The sequence below is a fragment of the Rhizomicrobium sp. genome (assembly GCA_037200385.1).
Taxonomy (GTDB): Bacteria; Pseudomonadota; Alphaproteobacteria; order Micropepsales; family Micropepsaceae; genus Rhizomicrobium.
Genome location: JBBCGL010000001.1, coordinates 2,296,102 through 2,315,258, shown reverse-complemented (window position 1 = coordinate 2,315,258; position 19,157 = coordinate 2,296,102). Strand labels below are relative to the sequence as shown.

28 protein-coding genes and 1 pseudogene are annotated in these 19,157 nt (G+C 65.1%); 27 read left to right on the top strand and 2 right to left on the bottom strand.

The window, feature by feature from the left end; translation table 11 throughout:
* The first annotated feature begins 28 nt into the window (after nucleotides 1-28).
* Nucleotides 29-301, top strand: coding sequence for a YdaS family helix-turn-helix protein (locus tag WDM91_11110; protein MEI9995135.1), 273 nt, complete (start codon nucleotides 29-31; stop codon nucleotides 299-301).
* 219 nt (nucleotides 302-520) lie between these two features.
* Here the strand turns inward: WDM91_11110 and WDM91_11105 are convergent, their stop codons facing one another.
* Both WDM91_11105 and WDM91_11100 read right to left on the bottom strand, forming a co-directional pair.
* The gene (locus WDM91_11105; GenBank protein MEI9995134.1) at nucleotides 521-667 is read right to left on the bottom strand and encodes a hypothetical protein; all 147 of its coding nucleotides are present in this window, start codon (nucleotides 665-667) and stop codon (nucleotides 521-523) included.
* 127 nt (nucleotides 668-794) lie between these two features.
* Entirely contained in the window at nucleotides 795-1,058 is a 264-nt protein-coding gene (locus tag WDM91_11100) for a hypothetical protein (GenBank protein MEI9995133.1), read from the bottom strand.
* Nucleotides 1,059-1,105: 47 nt separating this feature from the next.
* Here WDM91_11100 and WDM91_11095 point away from each other — a divergent pair, with 47 nt between their 5' ends.
* From WDM91_11095 to WDM91_10970, 26 genes and pseudogenes are all read left to right on the top strand, one after another.
* Nucleotides 1,106-1,552, top strand: coding sequence for a hypothetical protein (locus WDM91_11095; GenBank protein MEI9995132.1), 447 nt, complete (start codon nucleotides 1,106-1,108; stop codon nucleotides 1,550-1,552).
* Nucleotides 1,549-1,851 (top strand): hypothetical protein, encoded by a 303-nt coding sequence (locus WDM91_11090; protein MEI9995131.1) that lies wholly within the window; start codon nucleotides 1,549-1,551, stop codon nucleotides 1,849-1,851. Before WDM91_11095 ends, WDM91_11090 begins: the two co-directional genes overlap by 4 nt.
* Before the next feature lie 115 nt (nucleotides 1,852-1,966).
* On the top strand, nucleotides 1,967-2,551 hold the full coding sequence (locus WDM91_11085) for a hypothetical protein (protein ID MEI9995130.1): 585 nt from the start codon (nucleotides 1,967-1,969) through the stop codon (nucleotides 2,549-2,551).
* The gene (locus WDM91_11080; GenBank protein ID MEI9995129.1) at nucleotides 2,544-2,828 is read left to right on the top strand and encodes a hypothetical protein; all 285 of its coding nucleotides are present in this window, start codon (nucleotides 2,544-2,546) and stop codon (nucleotides 2,826-2,828) included. The genes WDM91_11085 and WDM91_11080 overlap by 8 nt, the downstream gene beginning before the upstream one ends.
* Complete coding sequence (locus tag WDM91_11075) at nucleotides 2,825-3,289, top strand: hypothetical protein (protein MEI9995128.1); 465 nt, start codon at nucleotides 2,825-2,827, stop codon at nucleotides 3,287-3,289. The genes WDM91_11080 and WDM91_11075 overlap by 4 nt, the downstream gene beginning before the upstream one ends.
* Nucleotides 3,290-3,302: 13 nt before the next feature.
* The gene (locus WDM91_11070) at nucleotides 3,303-3,629 is read left to right on the top strand and encodes a DUF2312 domain-containing protein (GenBank protein ID MEI9995127.1); all 327 of its coding nucleotides are present in this window, start codon (nucleotides 3,303-3,305) and stop codon (nucleotides 3,627-3,629) included.
* Between the two features lie 54 nt (nucleotides 3,630-3,683).
* Entirely contained in the window at nucleotides 3,684-4,190 is a 507-nt protein-coding gene (locus tag WDM91_11065) for a hypothetical protein (protein MEI9995126.1), read from the top strand.
* Entirely contained in the window at nucleotides 4,187-4,942 is a 756-nt protein-coding gene (locus WDM91_11060) for an RNA ligase family protein (GenBank protein MEI9995125.1), read from the top strand. Before WDM91_11065 ends, WDM91_11060 begins: the two co-directional genes overlap by 4 nt.
* A complete protein-coding gene (locus WDM91_11055) occupies nucleotides 4,939-7,530 on the top strand; it encodes a DNA cytosine methyltransferase (protein MEI9995124.1) in 2,592 nt (863 codons plus the stop codon). Before WDM91_11060 ends, WDM91_11055 begins: the two co-directional genes overlap by 4 nt.
* Entirely contained in the window at nucleotides 7,527-7,724 is a 198-nt protein-coding gene (locus WDM91_11050; protein ID MEI9995123.1) for a hypothetical protein, read from the top strand. Before WDM91_11055 ends, WDM91_11050 begins: the two co-directional genes overlap by 4 nt.
* 29 nt (nucleotides 7,725-7,753) lie before the next feature.
* Nucleotides 7,754-8,314, top strand: a complete 561-nt coding sequence (locus WDM91_11045) for a hypothetical protein (protein ID MEI9995122.1) — start codon at nucleotides 7,754-7,756, stop codon at nucleotides 8,312-8,314.
* Nucleotides 8,311-8,727, top strand: coding sequence for a hypothetical protein (locus tag WDM91_11040; protein MEI9995121.1), 417 nt, complete (start codon nucleotides 8,311-8,313; stop codon nucleotides 8,725-8,727). Before WDM91_11045 ends, WDM91_11040 begins: the two co-directional genes overlap by 4 nt.
* On the top strand, nucleotides 8,724-10,697 hold the full coding sequence (locus tag WDM91_11035) for an MT-A70 family methyltransferase (GenBank protein ID MEI9995120.1): 1,974 nt from the start codon (nucleotides 8,724-8,726) through the stop codon (nucleotides 10,695-10,697). Before WDM91_11040 ends, WDM91_11035 begins: the two co-directional genes overlap by 4 nt.
* A pseudogene (locus tag WDM91_11030) lies at nucleotides 10,694-11,596 on the top strand (DNA methyltransferase). The gene WDM91_11035 and the pseudogene WDM91_11030 overlap by 4 nt, the downstream one beginning before the upstream one ends.
* Nucleotides 11,597-11,663: 67 nt before the next feature.
* Complete coding sequence (locus tag WDM91_11025) at nucleotides 11,664-11,852, top strand: DNA methyltransferase (GenBank protein MEI9995119.1); 189 nt, start codon at nucleotides 11,664-11,666, stop codon at nucleotides 11,850-11,852.
* Nucleotides 11,849-12,595 (top strand): DNA N-6-adenine-methyltransferase, encoded by a 747-nt coding sequence (locus WDM91_11020; protein ID MEI9995118.1) that lies wholly within the window; start codon nucleotides 11,849-11,851, stop codon nucleotides 12,593-12,595. Before WDM91_11025 ends, WDM91_11020 begins: the two co-directional genes overlap by 4 nt.
* A gap of 238 nt (nucleotides 12,596-12,833) precedes the next feature.
* Complete coding sequence (locus WDM91_11015) at nucleotides 12,834-13,355, top strand: hypothetical protein (protein MEI9995117.1); 522 nt, start codon at nucleotides 12,834-12,836, stop codon at nucleotides 13,353-13,355.
* On the top strand, nucleotides 13,352-13,909 hold the full coding sequence (locus tag WDM91_11010; GenBank protein MEI9995116.1) for a Rieske 2Fe-2S domain-containing protein: 558 nt from the start codon (nucleotides 13,352-13,354) through the stop codon (nucleotides 13,907-13,909). The genes WDM91_11015 and WDM91_11010 overlap by 4 nt, the downstream gene beginning before the upstream one ends.
* Nucleotides 13,906-14,166: a DUF4031 domain-containing protein gene (locus WDM91_11005; GenBank protein MEI9995115.1), complete on the top strand. Its 261-nt coding sequence runs from the start codon at nucleotides 13,906-13,908 to the stop codon at nucleotides 14,164-14,166. Before WDM91_11010 ends, WDM91_11005 begins: the two co-directional genes overlap by 4 nt.
* Nucleotides 14,163-14,681 carry a hypothetical protein gene (locus WDM91_11000; protein MEI9995114.1) on the top strand — a complete coding sequence of 173 codons (519 nt, stop codon included), beginning with the start codon at nucleotides 14,163-14,165 and terminating at the stop codon, nucleotides 14,679-14,681. Before WDM91_11005 ends, WDM91_11000 begins: the two co-directional genes overlap by 4 nt.
* The gene (locus WDM91_10995; protein ID MEI9995113.1) at nucleotides 14,681-16,111 is read left to right on the top strand and encodes a replicative DNA helicase; all 1,431 of its coding nucleotides are present in this window, start codon (nucleotides 14,681-14,683) and stop codon (nucleotides 16,109-16,111) included. Before WDM91_11000 ends, WDM91_10995 begins: the two co-directional genes overlap by 1 nt.
* A complete protein-coding gene (locus WDM91_10990; protein ID MEI9995112.1) occupies nucleotides 16,108-16,527 on the top strand; it encodes a hypothetical protein in 420 nt (139 codons plus the stop codon). Before WDM91_10995 ends, WDM91_10990 begins: the two co-directional genes overlap by 4 nt.
* Nucleotides 16,524-17,558 carry a helix-turn-helix domain-containing protein gene (locus WDM91_10985; protein ID MEI9995111.1) on the top strand — a complete coding sequence of 345 codons (1,035 nt, stop codon included), beginning with the start codon at nucleotides 16,524-16,526 and terminating at the stop codon, nucleotides 17,556-17,558. The genes WDM91_10990 and WDM91_10985 overlap by 4 nt, the downstream gene beginning before the upstream one ends.
* Nucleotides 17,555-18,049 (top strand): hypothetical protein, encoded by a 495-nt coding sequence (locus tag WDM91_10980; GenBank protein MEI9995110.1) that lies wholly within the window; start codon nucleotides 17,555-17,557, stop codon nucleotides 18,047-18,049. The genes WDM91_10985 and WDM91_10980 overlap by 4 nt, the downstream gene beginning before the upstream one ends.
* A 44-nt stretch (nucleotides 18,050-18,093) precedes the next feature.
* The gene (locus WDM91_10975) at nucleotides 18,094-18,648 is read left to right on the top strand and encodes a hypothetical protein (protein ID MEI9995109.1); all 555 of its coding nucleotides are present in this window, start codon (nucleotides 18,094-18,096) and stop codon (nucleotides 18,646-18,648) included.
* A gap of 112 nt (nucleotides 18,649-18,760) precedes the next feature.
* On the top strand, nucleotides 18,761-19,108 hold the full coding sequence (locus WDM91_10970; protein MEI9995108.1) for an HNH endonuclease signature motif containing protein: 348 nt from the start codon (nucleotides 18,761-18,763) through the stop codon (nucleotides 19,106-19,108).
* Nucleotides 19,109-19,157: the final 49 nt, after the last annotated feature.

Here is a 19,157-nt window from a genome sequence, read left to right as displayed (position 1 = left end):
ACCAGAACGCTGGTATTTGCTTGGGCCCATGGCAGATGTGTTCGGCAAAGAAGCGTTGAAGCGCTGCATCGAGGTGCTCGGCAATCAGGCTGCGGTTGGCGAAGTCGTCGGACGTCGCCAAACGTCGATCAGCGAGTGCCTTCGCAAAGGCCAGGATATCCCCGCTGAATGGTGCATCCCGCTGGATCGCGCGACAGCGCAGGCCGGAAATCGCGTCAGCTGCCACCAACTCCGACCCGACCTTTGGCCGGAGACCTTCGCACCTGAAAAGCCTGTGCGCGCCAGACGGGCCGCCGCATGACTTGGTTGGCGCTGACATCGGCGATTGCGTTCGGATGCTACGCCGGCTGGCTTTTGCGGAGGCTTCATTCCGTCATCGCCGATAAGCGGATCGACTTCCGCTTGGCGCGCGCCAGGCTGAGCGAGGACGAGATCGAAGAGGTTGCCCGATATCACGAGAGCGGTATTCGGTTCGATCGGGAAATGCGCCTTCGGCGCATCGCGCGGATTACGACGGGGGCTAGGCCATGAGCCCATCGATACTGCTCTGCAAGGACTTGAGCGCCTCGACAATCTCGTCCTGCCGATCGAGCGTTCGTTTGACGTCGCGATGCAGGAACTCAATGCGCTCGAACATAGCTTCGAGCGTGTCCTGGTCGATTTCCATGATGTTCGCCTTTTGCTGTTTGCGTTGCGGCTTGCAGCAAAACTTGAGTCGGGTGCGTCAGCCAATGGCGCACCCGGTCTCTTGCATGGCCGCCGCATGAGCGCCCCTCACGACATCGTGGGCGAGTTCATCGCGCTTCGCCGGAAGATTTTGGCCGAGCTGACTCCAGCAGAGCGAGCGCATCTCGAAGGCCTTCCGATATCTCGGCCCGCCCGAGATCGAGCCTCCCAAAGCGCGCCGACTGTTCCACAAGGCGATTCTTCCGAAGTGCTGCCTCAAATGCTTCCGGGGACGTCTCATGCGTGATCTCCGCCAGCATGAACACGGCCAGGCGCAGCGCGCCGTTCGCGCGCTCAAGAGCCGCGACACGATCTGCAAGGTCGAAGGACATGCAAATTCTCCTTTGAAGGCTTCTGGTCGCAGACTTGGAGCCGCCGCATGAGCGCCCCTCACGACATCACCAGTGCGGCGGTCATGGAGGCGGACCTCGCCTCAATGGCGTGTTTCGCCCGCGTTGCGGAAGACGAAGGCGGCAAACTCAGCGCGCTTATTGCGATCGATGGCGGCGCCAACGGCCCAGCTGAGAAGAGCTTCGGGATCGATGAATACCTTCTGAACCGCGATCCCCTTATGCCGGAGTTCGTCGAATTGCATCTGCGCTTTCTTGCGCCATTCCTCGAAAGTCTCGGGAAGGCGGTACTTGTCGGCGCTGATTTCGAAAAGGCGGGCGTAGTCGCCTGGTCGGTACCACGCGAACGCAATGGGGTTCGTGTCGGGCATGAAAACTCTCCTTCGCCTGCTGTTGTGGTGACTCCAGGCGATGGCGAGTCGGGCGAGGCCGTCAAGGCAACGTCCGACTCGTCCAAATTCGGCGGTGCTGCATGAGCGCCGCGGGTCTCCGCTTGCAGCATTGGGAAGCATCGACCGTCGCGCCGGCGAGCGCCGGAACCGCTCCGTTCGTGCGCCCGAAGGAAGAGGCGATCGTCTCGCCAATGGGCATCTTCGTCGCGCGTAAGGACGTGTTCGACGTTTTCGTTGTCGGGCTGATCGGCGCGCCCAGGATCCTCGACCGCCTGTTCGACGAGCTGCCGCTGGTCGAACACGGCTGGAGCCGGAGCGGCACGGCGATCGTGCTCGGGCCGCGACATGGCGACGGCTTCATTTGGACCGTGAGGCGCACATGAGCTGCGCATCCCATTTCGCTTTCGAAGAAGGACGCGCGGCCGACGAGCCGCGCGCCAAGTTGGCGGGTACTGGAACGCTCGGCATTGCGCCGCGCGATCATCATCGGTGGCGGTCATGAGCGGTGCACTGGGAATTTCGCAGCGAAACAATCGCGGTGGGTTCGACCGAAACTCTCGCGGCGACCGCGGCCGAAGCATTCGGTATCAGGCCGGCAGAATATCTCGGGGAGAATCACCCCGAAATATTCTCTCCAACGAGGACATCTGCCGCCTGAACAGGACAGTCCTGCGCGAAGCGTATGGCGACGGGCGCCAGGCGCCGACGCAGGAGATCGCCGAGGACGCCGGCCAGTCGAAGAAAGCCGCGGAGAACTGGTGGAACGGCGAGAACCCGCAAGGCCTGACGGCCTTCGTGAACGCCTACCGCAACAACCCGCGCTTCGCCGCCTTCGCCCGCTACTACCTGCTCGGCCACACCGAGCATGACCCCATCCTCGAGATCCAGTTGCGCAACGCCATGGACAACATGGGCGCGGCCGCATCGCAACTCGGCATGCCGCAGCGCCAGTTCGCGGCCGCCATGGCCTACGCGCTCGGCCACGGAATCGACCCGCACCTGATCGACCCCAACGCGACCGACGCGGACATGGCCGATGCCGACGACGGCACCGGCGACCTGTTTGGAGGCCTCCATGACTGACGCCGAAAAAGCAGCCGAGTTCGCCCGGCGCCACCAGATCGCGCAACACGCCATGCAGGCGGGCGTAGCCTACGAGATCGCGCGCGACGATCACAGCGTGTGGCCAAAGCATCTGCGCGTCGGCATCAACACCGCGATGATCGACCACGCATCGCTGGTCAAGCTCCTGGTCAAGAAGGGCGTCATCACCGAGCTCGAGTATCTGCAGGCCATTGCGGAAGGGATGGAGGACGAGCGCGCCCGGTACGAGGAGCGCCACGGGGTGACGTTCGTATGAACCGCCCCCGTCGCCGGATCGTGATCGACTTCGCTGCGCCGAAGGCCCGGCCGCGCCGGCGCACGCGTCGCCAGCAGGAGCAGCAGCTCCAGATCGCTCTGGTGAAGGTCCTGGCGCTCGCGCTCACGCCGGCAACGCGGTTCTTCCATGTTCCGAACGGCGGTTTTCGCACGAAGGCGGAAGCCGGGATCCTCAAGGCGATGGGCGTCATCCCCGGGATGCACGACCTGGTGCTCCTGCACCGCCTGCAGTTCGGCGATCTCGTTGTCTGCGGCGCCTACGGCCTCGAACTCAAATCAGACGACGGCGACGTCACTGAAACGCAGAGCGATCTGCATGCCGACGTTGCGACGATCGGCATGCCGACGGCCGTGGCTCACACGATCGACGAAGCAATCGACGCTATCCGCAGTTGGGGCATTCCGCTGCGCATCAAGGATGAACGCCGCGCCGCGGCTTGAGGGGGTATCGACTATGGCTGCATCAGGCTTCGCGAAAGAACATCTGCGCTCCTTCGTCGAGCGCATCGAGCGGCTCGAGGAAGAGAAGAAGGCGCTCGCCGACGACATCCGCGAGGTCTATTCCGAGGCCAAGGGCACCGGCTTCGACACCAAGATCATGCGCCAGGTCGTGCGCCTCAGGAAGATGGACGCCGCCGACCGCCAGGAGCAGGAGGCGATGCTCGACATGTATCTCGGCGCGCTGGGCATGGCGGACAATCCCTACAGCGCCCTCCTGCGAGAGCCGCCGCCCACTGCCATTCCGCCGGCCGAAGAGCCTGATCCCAAGACGGCGGCATAGGGGCAGGACATGGGGCTGGCTGGATCACCGGAATCGACGGGGGCAGGGCGCGATATGCGCCGAGAGGCGCGCCATGCGGAGGCGACGCCCCTCAGTGCCGTTCACGAGACGGTGCTGCTCGCCGCGTCGCTCTATGGCGCCGCGCACACGACCTTCGCAGCGCGCGAGCTGCGCGAGTTCATGTACCAGACGGGGCGGACCGAACTCTCCACGGGCACCGTGGCCGGCGCGCTGGTCTATCTCGCCAACCGCGACAAGCTGCTCAAGATCGGCAAGGGCGAGTACGCGCGCAAGCCGGAGCGGAGCGCGCCGACCAAGTCGCACTTCGTGTCGTCGATCCCGGCGCCGACGAAAGACCAGCTGATGGCGGGTCGCGCGCATCCGCGTAGGCGCGTCGCCAGCGAGCCGCCCGCTCTGCCGCAACCGCAAGACCCGGCTGGGATGATCTTCGAGTCGCCCGCTTGCATCGGGTTCGCGCGCCCGTTCGACTTTCCGCCCACGCTCAACCATTCCGAATTGAAGTCGCTCATGGGCTTCGCGCCGCAGGGTGACGCGGAATGACCAAGCCAGCGAAACCTCTTGGCCGCAAGGGCTACGGCAGCATTCCGCACTTGCCAAATAGTCGCCTTGGGTCGGGTGATTGGAGTATCGGCACCGGGCAGGCGGCCATCTTGTGCGAGAAGAAACGCGACCGGCACGATCGGATCATCGTGACGGAGAAGCTTGACGGCTCCTGCGTCACCATCGCGAACATCGACGGCACTATCGTGCCAATTACGCGCGCGGGCTATCACGCCGCTGATTCCCACTATTTGCAGCACCATCGCTTCGGCACATGGGTGAGAGACCGCGCTGCCCAGATCGCCGCCGCTTTGCCGCCTGGCTCACGCATCGCCGGCGAATGGCTCGCTCAGGCACACGGCACCCGCTACCTGATTGCGGCCGAGAGTGATCTCTTCGTCGCATTCGATGTGCTGGCGGGGACCGATCGCTGGCCGCATGACGAGGCGCGAACGCTTTTCGGCAAATGTGATCTGCGTTCTGCGGCCGTGCTGTCCGATGGCGACGCCTTTCCCATCGATGCGGCTATGGCGGCTCTTGGTCCGACCGGTCACCACGGCGCGTGGGATGAGGTCGAGGGCGCTGTGTGGCGTTGCGAGACGCGGGGCGTTTTCAACTTTATCGCCAAATTCGTGCGGCCCGAAAAGGTTGACGGCAAATACCTCGCTGGCGTGACCGGTGGCGCCGACGTCTGGAATTGGGCCTTCGGTACCCCGCTCGAGCATCCGCTTTGGCAGGGTGACGCGGAATGATCCTCAGGCGCGAAATCCGGCACGCTCACATCTTCTGTGGCCTGGGCGGCGGCGCGAAGGGCTTCAACGCCGGCGAGGCGCGCGTCGGCAACATGGTGGCGAAGTTTCGCTGCCTGGGCGGGATCGACTCCGACGCGGCCGCGCTGCGGGACTTCCGCAAGCTGGCGGGCGTCGGAGGGACATGCCTCGACCTATTCAGCCGCGAGCAATACATCGCCTTCCATGGCAAGGAGCCACCGCGATCCTGGCGGCCGGCCATGCCGGACGACGTGCGGCGAGCCTTCGGCAACGAGCGGCCGCACATCGTGTTTCTCTCGGCCCCGTGCAAGGGCTTCTCCGGACTGCTCTCCGAGACGACGTCCAAGACAGCCAAGTACCAGGCGTTGAACGGCCTCACCCTGCGCGGCGTGTGGCTCGCGCTCGAAGCCTACAAGGACGATCCTGTCGAGTTGTTCATCTTCGAGAACGTGCCGCGCATCGCAACGCGCGGGCGGCATCTGGTCGACCAGATCATCGCGCTCTTCCGCGGCTATGGATACGCGGTCGCCGAGACGACGCACGATTGCGGCGAGCTGGGCGGTCTGGCGCAGAGCCGCAAGCGCTTCCTGCTGGTGGCGCGTCATGAGGCCAAGGTGCCGCCGTATCTGTATCAGCCGCCCAAGCAGCGTCTGCACGGCATCGGTTCAGTTCTCGAAAAGCTGCCGCTCCCGGGCCCGTGGAACACGCTCGGCGGCGCCATGCACCGCATGCCTGCGCTGCAATGGAAGACGTGGGTTCGGTTGGCCTTCGTGGAGGCGGGATCGGATTGGCGATCGCTGAACAAGCTGAACGTGCGCGATGGCCAGCTCGCGGATTACGGCATCGCGGTCGACGGCCTGCGCAACGAAGCCTTCAACGTCAAGCATTGGGGCGATCACGCCAATGCTGTCACGTCGAAATTCCAGCCGTCGTCGGGCGCCACGGGCGTTGCTGACCCCCGGATTGCTGAGCGCGATCGTGCCGACACGTTCGGCGTCAAGGCGTGGGAGCAGCACACCGGCGTCGTTGCGGGCAAGACCGCGCCTTCGAACGGCAGCTACTCGGTGGCCGATCCAAGGCTCGACCTGTGGAGTTCGAACCAGGCTGGTGTGATGAGTTGGGGCGAAAGCTCCGGCGTCATCAGCGGCGCGCGTTCGCCCCTCCAGGGCAAATTCTCCGTCGCGGACCCGCGCATTGAGGGTGCGGGCCTTCACTCTGCCGGGCTCGGCGTCCGGCCATGGGATGTGCATAGCGGTGTGGTGGCTGGTGAGACCTGGCCAACGAATGGCGCGTTCAGCGTAGCGGACCCCAGGCCGGCTAACGGCGGCATGTTCAACGGGGTGCTGCGCGTCACAGGGTTCGATGAAATCTCCCGCGCGGTGATCTCCGGGCGCCAGAACGGCGCCGCGATCGTCGCCGATCCGCGCCCCATGCGGCCTGCCAATGAGTTGCACGGCAAATGGCATGTGACGCCGTTCGATGACCACTCGCGCGCCGTCATATCGGGTCGGGAGAACGGTGCGTCCGTCGTCGCGGACCCGCGCGTGGACGGTCATCCGAAGTCGGTCCAGCTAGGGGTGCGGGAATGGGATCAGCCTGCGGGCACGGTGACCGGCCAGACTGCCGTCGGCGGCGGAATCAACGCGGTGTCGGACCCGCGCATCCTGGGCCGCACGCCCTTCAACAACATCTACCGCATCGTGCGCTTCGATCAGCACACCCCGGCCGTCGCCGGCGGAGGCGGTCCGGTGGGCGGGCTGGCCGTTGCCGACCCGCGGCCGACAGACCGGCCGGACTACAAGCAGACCAAGTACAAGGTGACGTCCTTCGACGGCGCTGCGGGCGCGGTCATCGGCGCCAGCACCACCGGTAATGGCGCCTTCGCGGTCGCCGACATCCGCTATCCCTGGGGCGAGGGCACGCACGCCAACAAGATGTTCGTCGGCGCGTTCGGCGACAGCGGCAAGACCGTCACCGGCAGTGACCGCGTCGGCAGCGGCGCGATGAGCGTCGCCGATCCGCGGCCGGAGGCGTTCAAGGCCGGACGCGAGCATTACAGGACTGGCGGACATTATGGCGTGCTGGGCTGGCCCCAGACCGCCTATGCAGTGCCCGGCTTCGCGAAGAACAACAACGGCTGGAATAGCGTTGCCGACCCGCGCGACTTCGCCGCGGCGCTCTTTGATCCGGCAGGATCCTCGATCAAGCTTCCGGCCGCGAATGACCGGCTCGTCTGCGTCATCCGCGCTCTCGACGGCACATGGCACCGCCCGCTGACCACGCTCGAGCTGGCAGCGCTCCAAAGCTTGGTGGACCCGGAAGAGTTCTTGGAGCTCGACGGGCTCTCGGATTCCGCCTGGCGCGAGCGCATCGGGAACGCGGTGCCGGCGAAGTCCGCACAGGCCATCGCGAGCGTCATGGGGCGCACGCTGCTGCTCGCCTGGTCGGGCGAGACGTTCATGCTGTCGGCGGAGCCGATATGGGTTCGCAACGTCGCGATCGCGCTGTCGGTCGCGCCGCAACGCGGCCCATGGGACGGCCTGCTCGCGCTCGATGGAGCGGCAGCATGAGCCCGCTGCTCGAAGTGTTCCGCCATCTGTCCAGACGCCACGGCCTGGCTGTGCGCCATCAGGCGAACATGGCCGTGCGCGGCAGCGTGGATCAGCGCGACGACGCGCTGGACCAGGTGAAAGACGTCGAGCGCGAGGCCGAGATGTGCCTCCAGCTCGTCCGTCGGCCCCCGAGCATGGGGAGCGCCGGATGAGGGCCCAGCGCCCCGCAAAAGCTCCGCGCATGCTGCGCCTCTGCGTCGAAGAGCACGAGGCGCTGGCGATGTTCGCCGGCACCATGACGCAGAAGCGCGTCCCGCTGCGCGTGCGCTGGAAGCCGCGGGGCGAGACGCAGGAGATCGAAACGCGCCGGCCGTTCGCCTCCGCCGACGTCGGCGAGATGTTCTGGGTTGCCGAGCCGTGCGTTTGGTATCAGGGCAAAGGCACCTGGGAAGCGATGGAGCACACCAACTACGGTTGGGGCGTCGGCCAGTGGACGCAGAAGCCGCCGCAGGTGCCGCGGTGGAAGTCGGAGCGCTTCCGGCCGGAGCACATGCCGCCGGCGCTGCATCGGATGCAGGTCCGCGTCCTTCACCACCGGACCCGCCCACTCGTCGACATCAGCGACGTCGATATGGCGCGCGAAGCCATTGCCGATCGCGCGAACTTCCTCCGCGAATATCGCGAGGTCTTCGGGGAGCGTTACGCCCAGCTCGGCTCGGAATGCTCGGTGGTCGAGTTCGAGGTCGTCAAGCGGCATCTCACGGCCGACGTCACGGTCAAGGCTGGGGAGCAGTTCGCATGAGTCTGGTTCAGTGGGTGCTCGCGATCATCGCCGCCGATGCACAGCCGCCGCGGCGCCGTCTTCCGGATCGCCGTCAAAGCGTTGTCGTCGACGTGACCTTCACCAATCATCGCGGCGAGAAGCGCTTGCTCGCGATCGGCTACAGCTGGGACGTCGACGGACGGATCCGCGAATTGTTCTGCCCCACCGGCGCGCAGAACGGCAGCGATATCGACCTGATCATCCATGACGGCTGCATCGCGATCTCTCGCGCGCTGCAGTTCGGTGACCGCATTGCGGACCTGGCGCGCTCCTTCACCAAGGAGCCGATGGATACGCCGGAGGGGACGGTGCTGGGGCAATCCTCGGTGTTCGGCGCCATCGCGCTCACCGGCGCTGAGATCGAAGCGGACCTGATGGGAGCCACGCCATGAGCGAACCCATCGGCTTTCATCCGCTGGCAAACCTTTTCCCGCTCATCGAGGGCGGGGACTTCGATGGGCTGGTTGCCGACGTCAAGAAAAACGGCGTGCACGAGAACGTCGATTTGTTCGAAGGCCTGATCCTGGACGGCCGCAATCGCTATCGCGCGTCGCAGGTGGCCGGAGTCGATGTGCGGTTCTCGCTCTTCGAAGGCACCTATGCCGAGGCGACGGCCTACGTCGTCTCGAAGAACATCCATCGGCGCCACCTGAACCCAAGCCAGCTCTCCATGGTGGGCGCCCGGATGGCGCAGATCGCGCCCGGCCGTCCGTCGGAAACACCCTCAACTGAGGGTGTTTCGGCCGAGACCGCAGCCCAGATGCTCAACGTCGGCAAGGCGTCGATCGAGCGTGCGAAGGAAGTTCTGCGGTCGGGCACCGAGGAGCTAGTTGAAGCCGTCGAGCGCGGTCTCATCGCAGTCTCGGCGGCGCAGAAGGCGGCGCGTCAGCCGGCGCACCTGCAGCGCGATATCGCGAAGGAGGCGGAGGCCGGCAAGGCCAACGTCGTTCGCAACATCATCAAGCGCGCCGAGCGGACGGCGCGAGAGAAGGCGCTGGGGAAGAAGCAGCGCGAGCTGCCGGACAAGCAGTACGGCGTCATTCTGGCTGATCCGGAGTGGGAGTTCGTCGTGTTCAGCCGCGCGACCGGTTTGGACCGGGCGGCGGACAACCACTATCCGACGAGCGACGAGCGCACGATCGCAGCACGCGACGTGCAGAAGATCGCTGCGAAGGACTGCCTTCTGCTGCTGTGGACCACGGACCTGGCGCGCGGCATCCGCGTGATGGAGAGCTGGGGGTTCACTTACAAGTCCTACGTCGTCTGGGTGAAGGACATCGTGCCGTTCACGCCGACGCCGGAGCAGGCGAAGACGGGCCTTGGCGGTCCGGGTCGTTTGTTCATCGAGGTCGGCGCGGCGGGCACCGGCTATTGGAACCGGGACCGCGACGAGATCCTGCTGATCGGCACGCGCGGCAACGTGCCGGCGCCATCGATGGGCACGCAGGGCGAAAGCGTGATCTTTGCGGCGCGGCCGAAGCTCGACGACGCGGACCGCGGCAAGCACTCGGCGAAGCCCGCCTATGTCCACGAGTGGGTCGAAGAGCACTTCCCCAACATGCCGCGTATCGAGTTGAACGCTCGTGTCGGCCGCCGCGGGTGGGATGTGTGGGGCAACGAGGCGCCAGAAGACGGCTCGACGAAAGCAGATGGAGCCGAGCCTGTCGTCATGGGCGTCGATCTTGGCGCGCCTGACGGTGACCGGACGGCCTATTTCGATCCGGAGACGGGTGAGGTCCTGGAGGACCTGCCGGCGCCCAATCCCGGCCGCAGCTCCTTGATGCCCGGTCCCGCGCGCGTCGCCGCGATCACGGACGACCGCGGCATGGTCCAGGTGGACGAGACGCATGTCGTCGCGGCGGCCTTCGTGACGGCCGGCGAGCTCGCGCAGGCGGAGGCGTTCACCACGCGCAGGGCGGCGGCGGATGAGGCTTACGAGACGCTGCTGTCGGCTGAGGACGAACTCGCGTTCCAAGAGTGGAAAGCTGAGCACGCCCCGACCGACAGCGGTGACGACTACGACCTGCGCGGCGCGTTCAAGGCTGGCGTGGAAGCTGATGCCGACGGCCACTGGCCCGACACCTTCAAGAAGCCGAACCACCCGACGTTCAGCGACGAGAGCATCTATGCAGAACGGTGCCCTGAGCGCGCCGGCCATTGGGATGGTGACCGCTTCGTGCCGCCCGACGCCGACAAGCCCATCGGTTTGTGGGTTGGCGCGGCGTTCAAGGCGACGCAGACCGACCCCACGCCGGCGCCGCAATTCGTCGAGCAGCCCGCCGCGGTCGAGCAGCGCCCGAAGGCGGACCGGCTCGAAATCCCGGCCTTCCTGATCCGAACGAGGCGGGAGGACGGCGAATGACCGTGCGGATCATCCAAGGCGATTGCCGGACAGCCCTGCGGATTCTTCCCGGGCGGTCGATAAACTGTTGCGTTACCTCGCCGCCTTACCTCGGGCTGCGCAATTATGAGATGGCAGGTCAGATTGGCCTCGAACACACCGTCGACGAATATGTCGAACAGATCGTTCGGGTTTTCCGCGATGTACATAGGCTGCTGCGCGACGATGGTGTCCTCTGGCTGAATCTCGGCGACTGTTACGCTGGGTCGTGGGGGGCACAATCGCGCGAGCACGCGGGGAAGCAAGCGTCCAACGTATCGGCGATCTCGGCAAATCAGGTGAAAGCGGCTCAGTGGCGCGCCGCAGGCACGGGCTCCCTCGCCCGCACACCAGGGCTCAAGCCGAAGGACCTGGTTGGGCTTCCGTGGCGCGTGGCGTTCGCACTTCAAGCTGACGGTTGGTGGCTGCGTCAACATTTGCCTTGGGTGAAAAGAAACCCAATGCCGGAGTCCACCACTGATCGGCCGACCTGCGCGGTCGAGGAAGTCTTCATGCTTACGAAGTCACGGCACTATTTCTACGATTACGACGCGGTGAGAAAGGGCATGGCGCCTGCCTCCGAAGCCCGGCTCTCCCAAAATGTGACCGAGCAGGCCGGCAGCACACGCGCCAATGGCGGCCGAAAGACCAACGGCGTGATGAAGGCCGTCAAAGGTGGCAAGCAGCGAGGACATTCGCGGCGGCACGTCGGCTTTAATGAGCGTTGGGACGAGTTGGATCGTGACGCGCAGCGAGGCGTGCGCGCCTTCCGCAACAACGATCTCTTTATTGCGAGCCTATCGGCTCCGCATGGAGCGGTGGGCACCCGCGACGACCTGGTCGCGATCGATGTGGGCACGCATTCCTTTAAGGAAGCGCATTTTGCCACCTTTCCGCCAGCGCTCATCGAGCCGTTGATCCTCGCTGGCTGCCCGCGGGGGGGGGGTAGTGCTCGATCCATTCGGAGGCGCTGGCACGACCGGCCTTGTCGCGGATCGGCTGGGACGCGATGCGACACTGATCGAGTTGAACCCGCGCTACGCCGAGATGGCCGCGCGGCGGATCAACGGCGACAAGGGCAATGCGATATTCGCACCGGCCAAGATCGAATGTTTCGCGGCGGAGGGCGCTGAATGACCCTCGGCTCCCATCAGCGCACTATCGGCAAAAGCCAAATCGCGATCACGCCCCGCTGGATACTCGATCCGCTCGGACAGTTCGATCTTGATCCTTGCGGCAACGACCCGCGTCCATGGGATTGCGCACGGGTAACGTTTACTGAGTCGGAAGACGGTCTCTCTCATGATTGGTTTGGCCGCGTCTGGCTCAACCCACCTTTCGACCGGCGCGTCGTCGGTCGCTTCATCGAGAAGTTGGCGCAGCACCATCGCGGCACGGCACTGATTCACGTTCGCACCGACACCGAGTGGTTTCAGCCGATTTGGGCAAATGCATCCGCCCTTCTGTTTCTCGCCGGCCGGGTGATCTTCCACCAGCCTGACGGCGACCGCATCCGTATCTCTGACCCCAAGGCGAAACACTTCGGCCAAGCCGCAAACTCTGGCGCCCCCGTCTTGCTTGCGGCTTTCGGAACAGAGGATGCCGATATTTTGGCGATGTCGGGCCTCACCGGTGCCTTCGTGCCACTTCGTCTCCCGCGGAGCGTGCTGGTCGCAGCAATAGATGTGCCCTGGCGATCGATTGTTGTGGCAGCCCTTCGCGATCTGCGCGGCTCGGTCGGCCTCGGCGACCTCTATCGGATGATCGCGGCGCACCCGCGCGCGCACCGCAACACGCATTGGCGCGCCAAGGTCCGTCAAACGCTTAAGCGCGGTGCTGGCCGGCGTGTAGCGCGTGGAAAGTGGGAGGCCGCAGAGTGATCAGCAGACGCATCACCGGCGCGACGAACAGGCTGGGGGCTCCTGCCAGCTGGGACCCAGAGCGGGATGGCAACTGCGCGCATCTTTGGGTGCGCATAGTCGGAAACGGCTGCGAGAGCGCTTGGGAGCCGACGCCGGAAGAACTCGCGGCGCTGAACGCTGGAGGATCCGTTGTGCTCCGGGTCATAGGCGGTCAGCCGCCAGTTGCGCTGTGGGTCGAACCCCCAGGGGAGGGCACATGATACGCCCGCAACCCACGCTGTTCACGGCCGAGGACGCGCAGCGCGCACACGATGAGTGGGGCGCGAACTGCGGCCCCGGCGCCCTTGCCGCGATCATGCATATGACGCTCGACCAGGTGCGCCCGCACATGCTCGGCTTCGACGGCAAGCGCTACACCAACCCGACAATGATGAGCGATGCGTTGCGCAGCATCGGGCGGCCTTGGCGCAAGATCGGTGCGCAATGGCCGGACTACGGTCTCGTCCGCATTCAATGGGAAGGGCCATGGACGTTGCCCGGTGTGCCGCTGCGCGCGCGCTATCGCTTCACACATTGGGTCGGCGCTGCGCGTCACGGCGCCACAATACCTGACGACGTCGGCGTCTTCGACATCAACTGCATCGCGAACGGTAGTGGTTGGACGGCATTCCGCTATTGGCACGGCAATCTCGTACCGTGGCTTCTTAACGAGTGCGTGCCGCGCGCGAGCGGTGGCTGGCACATCACGCACGCGATTGAGGTCGAGGTGCCGCGATGAGCAAAGGCAAGCGCGTCGACGAAATGAAGACGCCACCGATCGTGGGCCAGTACTACATGGTTGCGACGGTCCGTCATAAGCTGTTCGACCTCGCGCCACGCAGTTGGGCGGTGATGGGCGTCCGACACAGCGATGCCGAGCATCTTAATTTTCCATACCAGCACTACCACCTCGATTGGCGGTTCGTGCCTCAAGGCGCGTGGCGGAAGGCGACCAACAATCGCTATGGCGAGCAGGGTGTGTTCGGGATTCCGCTGCACCACGTCGGCATGGAGCACGGGCCGGTAATCTATCGCCGCCGCAAATGCCTCCGCGATGTCCCCGTCAATGTGATCTTCGCAACGATGCCGGGCGGCATCGATCTGCATCGCGCCTGGCACGGCAAACCCGCTGTGCAAGGGCAGCATGGGCTTATCTGCCCGCATCGCGGGACCCATCTGGGGTCAGTTCCAGCTAACCGGGACGGCACCGTCACCTGCCCGCTGCACGGGCTCAAGTTCTGCGCCCGCACCGGCGCCAGCGTCGCGACCCGCGACATGCAGGTGACGCCATGAGGGGCGGTCTCTCTTACGTCTGCGACAACCGACGCCACCTGATCTGCGTGCCGTACAGCGTGCTCAATCTCCACGAGATGGCGCGGCAGCTCGATATCAAGCGCTGCTGGTTCCACGCCGGGCGCCATCCTCATTACGACATCCCGAAAGGGCGCGAGGACGAGATCATGGCGCGATGCGTCGTTGTCTCGCCCAAGGAAATCACGCGCACGATCCAAGCGGCGATGCCGGACCTGTTTGCGAAGGCAACAACATGAGCCAGACGACAATTTCGAGCGCCAATATTCGCGATCCGAAGGAACGCGTGCTCATGTTGGAGCGCGCAGTTCGCGCGATATGCGAAGCGGCGGGTACCGATCCGGCCGACGGCACGATGATGCTGCTCACGGCGGCCGTGCACATGGCGATGGTCATGGCACGGAAGCCAGCGAAGGACGTGTTGGAGCTGCTGGCAAGTTCGCTTGGCTACGCCACGGTTGCCGCCGAGGATTGGTTCGCGTTGCGCGTCGTAGCCGCCAACGACGGAGCCAACGCCGCTCCTACTGCTCCAGCCGAGCCCACCAACGTCATCCAGCTCGACGTGCTCAGCGACACCGAGGCGCAGCGCCGCCGCTTTGAGGCATGGGCGGGCGGCCTCTGCACGCCGATCGAGCGCGAGAGCTACTTCATCCGCTCAAAGAGAGGCGACTACGTCCGGAGCGGAATGCGCATGGCGTGGTTGGCTTGGCAGGCGCGTGCGCTCGTCGACGCCACCGAGCGGAGGGCGCGCTGATGGATCAGGAAGCCTATCGGCACGTCCCCTACGACATTGAGGTCGAGCAGGCCCTGCTCGGCGCCATCCTGGTCGACAACCAGGCGGTGGAGCGCGTCAGCTCGATCCTGAAGGCGGAGGACTTCTACGATCCGCTGCACCAGCGCCTGTTTGAGGCGATGCTGGGCGCGGCGGAGCGCGGCGGCATGGTGCTGACACCACTTACGCTCCACGCCGCGATGAAGGCCGATCCCGGCTTGATGGAGGTGGGCGGCCACGCCTATCTCGCCGGCTTGGTCCAAGCGGCCCCGGCGATCCCGAACGTCCGCGACCTCGCGCGGATCCTGCGGGAGCTCGCCGTGCGGCGGGCGCTGATCGGGATTGGCGAGGGCATCGTCAACGCCGCCTATGAGGCGCCGCACGACCGTCCGCCCCAGGCTCAGATCGAGGCGGCCGAAAAAGCGCTCTACCGCGTCAGCGAGAGCAGCAAGTACGGCACCGGCCCCATGGACTTCGCCGAGAGCCTTCGGCGCACCGTCGAGTTGGCCGAGAAGGCCCAAGCGCGCGGCGGCCGCATCTCGGGCCTGGTCACCGGGTTCACCGACATCGACAGCCTGCTGGGCGGGCTCCAGCCGTCGGACCTGATCATCCTCGCCGGCCGGCCGGGCATGGGAAAGACGTCGCTCGCCACCAACATGGCGTTCCACACCGCGCGCGCATACCTGCAGGACATTGAAGCCGGAGCCGAGGTGCCCCGCGGCGCGCCGGTGCTGTTCTTCTCCCTCGAAATGGCGGCGCAGCAGCTTGGCGCCCGCATCCTGTCCGAGCAGACCGAGCTCGAGATGTGGAAGATCCGGAACGGTCGGTTCTCGGACACGGAGTGGGAGACCTTCGTGCAGGCCAACCAGGACCTGCAAAGCATCCCGCTCTACATCGACGACACGGGCGGCATCTCCATCGCGCAGATCGCGGCGCGCGCCAGGCGCATGAAGCGCGAGAAGAACATCGGCTGCATCATGGTCGATCACCTGCAGCTGGTCGCGGGCAGTGGCCGCACCGAGAACCGCGTGCAGGAGATCACCGAGATCAGCAAGGCGCTGAAGGTGCTGGCGAAGGATCTCGATGTGCCCGTGGTGGCGCTTTCGCAATTGAGCCGCGCGGTCGACAGCCGCGACGATAAAAGGCCAGTGCTGTCGGACCTCCGGGAATCGGGCTCCATCGAGCAGGACGCCGACGTCGTGATGTTCGTCTACCGCGAGGAATACTACCTCAAGAGCCGCGAGCCCGACCCCAGCAGCCCCGAACATTCGAAGTGGCTCGACAAGTGCGAGCGCGCCCATCGCCGCGCCGAGGTGATGGTGGAGAAACACCGGCACGGCGCCACCAACAAGATCGAGTTGTTCTTCGACGATCGCTTCACGCGGTTCTCCAATCTCGCGGAGGACGCATGAGCCTGCGGACGCCCCATGAGATCGCGCACCCGCCCGCAATCGTGCGGCCGGCGACGCTTGCCGTGGGGACGGTGTTCTTCTTCTGGGGAAGGCCGCTGCGCGTCGAGCGTGTCCAGGGGACGGACCCTGCGGCCCCTGTGATCGTGGAAGAGCTCGCAGTGCGCGCGACGACGGCGGAGTTCACCGAGCGTGGACAGGCGGTGCGCGAGCTCGATCTGCGTGTGTGCCAGGCGACCGGTATCGCGAAGGCCAAGCAGGTGGCGCAGTTCGTGCGGCTGATCGTCGAGGCCGGCGAGGCGGCGCAGATCGTCGATCCCCATCTCGGCGTCACCGTGGTGAACACAGACGACACAGGCCTCCAGGCGCTCGTGAAGCGGTACCTGAGCGTGCCGAAGAAGGCGCGAGGTGGCGCATGAGCGGCGAGGTCGTTGGATGGGCCATGAAGCAACTCACCGGTTCGCCGGCCGCGAAGCTGGTGCTGGCGAAGCTCGCCGACAACGCAAATGAACAGGGCCTTTGCTGGCCCTCCATCGATCTCATCGTGGAGCATACGGAACTCGCGCAATCGACGGTCTACAAGCACCTCGCCAAGCTTGAGGAGTTGGGGCTGATCAAATCGACCGAGATCACCGTCCGCGGCGAGCCAGTGAAGGGCTTCCAACTTACCGTTCCAGGCTTCGAAGAGAAGATTCCACCACGTAGAAAGACCAAAGACGCCGTTCTACCTGGTGGAATCGTTTCTCCACCGCATGGAAATTCCGCTCTACCAGGTGGAATCCTATATAAAGAAGAACCGTCACTTGAACCGTCAGTGAACCGTCATCCTTCGCCTGAGGAGGCGGTAGACGATGTTCGGTTGCCCTCTCGGGAAGAACGGGAAGCCATCGCCATCGCGAGTTGGCCACCGATCTGGAAGGCCTACATGGACCTTCCCGGCATGGCGAATGCGCCGGTCACCGAGAGCGAGGCACGAGACGCTTGGGTGCGCGTGGGTCTCGACGACGCGCCTCCGCCGGAGGAGCGACCGACTGGCCCCGAGATGGTCGACTGCATCGCCGAGTACGGGCGCTGGCTGGCGGCGGTGAACGCGACGCGGCCAAAGGATCGACCGCAGATGACACAATTCCCGCAAAATTGGATGCGGGAACGTAAATTCGTGCCCTACCTGGCGAAGGTGCGCGCGGCCGCCGCGGTTGCGCGCAAGGCGCCGAAGTCCGGAGTGCTGATCGACCGCGAGTTCATCGACGCGCTGCTCGCAGCCGGCACGCCGCCGATTGAGCTGGAGGCGTGGTTTCGGGGCGTCGTGTTGCATCGCGGCCCGCCGTTCCGGCTGGAGTGCCCGTATGGCGTCGTGGCCGAGCGCTTCGCCACGGCTGTCTGGCGTGCGCGCTTGGTGAAGGTGTTCGGCCATGATGTCGAAGTCGTCGCCATGAGGAAGGCCTCATGAGAGAAGGTTTCACGACAAACAATGGCGATAGTCCGCAGCAGACCTCGGATTGTTTCACGACTGTTAAGAAGTGTGGCGCTCGCGCCATGGCAAACGCCGCCAAACGCCTCGGGTTGATCACACCCCAGCCATGCGCTGACTGCGGATCGGAGAAATCCGAGATGCATCATCCGGATTACGACCGTCCTCTCGACGTGGTTTGGCTCTGCAAAGACTGTCACGCCCAGCATCATCGCGGCGATCCGCCGACGGGCCAATCGACGTGCTCATGCGGGCGGCCTAATCGCGTCGGCCAGAGAAATTGTCATCGCTGCCACGCTCTGGCGAACCAACTCTATCGAATCAGGCGGAGAAATGAGCTGGAGGAACTGCGTGCCGCGAAATGGCGCGAGTACTTCGCCTCAAAGACCATCACCGAAACACCCTCAATTGATGGCGTTTCCGGACCTTCAATTCAGACCAGCGAAAACAAAGAGGCGGGCGCAGCATGACAGGCAAACGGCAACCGGCGCCCACGGGCGCTCACGCGCAGGGCATGGCCCGCGCTGCAATCGAACAGGATCCGAAGCGCGCTGCGGACATCCGTGAACAGGCAGCGCGCCTGCGTGCCGCATATGGCGCCAAGGCGCCATGCGAGCCCGGTTACGACGGAAGCCGCGCTGTCGCGTGCAAGGTGCGTGATCCCGACGGCGACGGAAAGCGGGTGCTGGTTACGATGCGCAAGATCGATCGGCTGGAGTGGCTCTTCTCGAAGCGAAACATCGAGGAATACCACGTCGCGGCAGGCCATCGGCTCCAGGACTTGTTCCAGAAAGCGCGGATGCAGGGCTTCGTGCAATTGACTGGCGGCGGTGGCGGAATGCCGAGAACCACGCTGGCGGATGCCAAGCTCGACGCGATGGAGGAATACGGCGACGCAATCAGAAAGCTCGGCCAGCGATCTCGCCATGTAGTCGAGATGCTGTTGATCGATGATGGGAACGCCAGTCTCGAAGCATGCACGCGTGCAATCCGCGTCCATCCGAAGGCGGGGCTGCCTCTCTTGCTTGATGGGCTCGACGTGCTCGCGCGGCATTGGGGCTACATCTGATCTTCCTCCCCTTGCAAGGGGAGACGGTATGTGGCATGTGAATCGGCATGTTCAGTTGGTGCGCCCGGGGCTCGAAAGAGTTGACCGGGCGCAACCATGTTCGGGCGGACCCATGACCAAGCTGCGCATGATCGGTGCGCGCATAGGTACGTTGGACAGCCGCACCGCGAAGCCACCGCCGAAGGAAGCCGAGCGCCACTACCTAACGCCCGAACATCGCACTTGGTCCGACCAGGTGATTGGTCGCGCAGGCGGTCGCTGTGAAGACATAGACGAGCGTACCGGCCTGCGGTGTACGAAGGCTCAGCCTGATCACCGCGTGTTCGCGGACCACATCGTTGAGCGGCGCGACGGTGGTCAGCCCTTCGACCTGAAGAACGGCCAGTGCCTTTGCGGGTCACACCACGGCAAGAAGACCGCGATAGCCCGCGCGCGCCGCGCGCGCGCCTCGGCAGGCTGACCAGGGAACCTCGCGCCCGACCCCACCCCCCCGGGGGTGCAATCCCTAC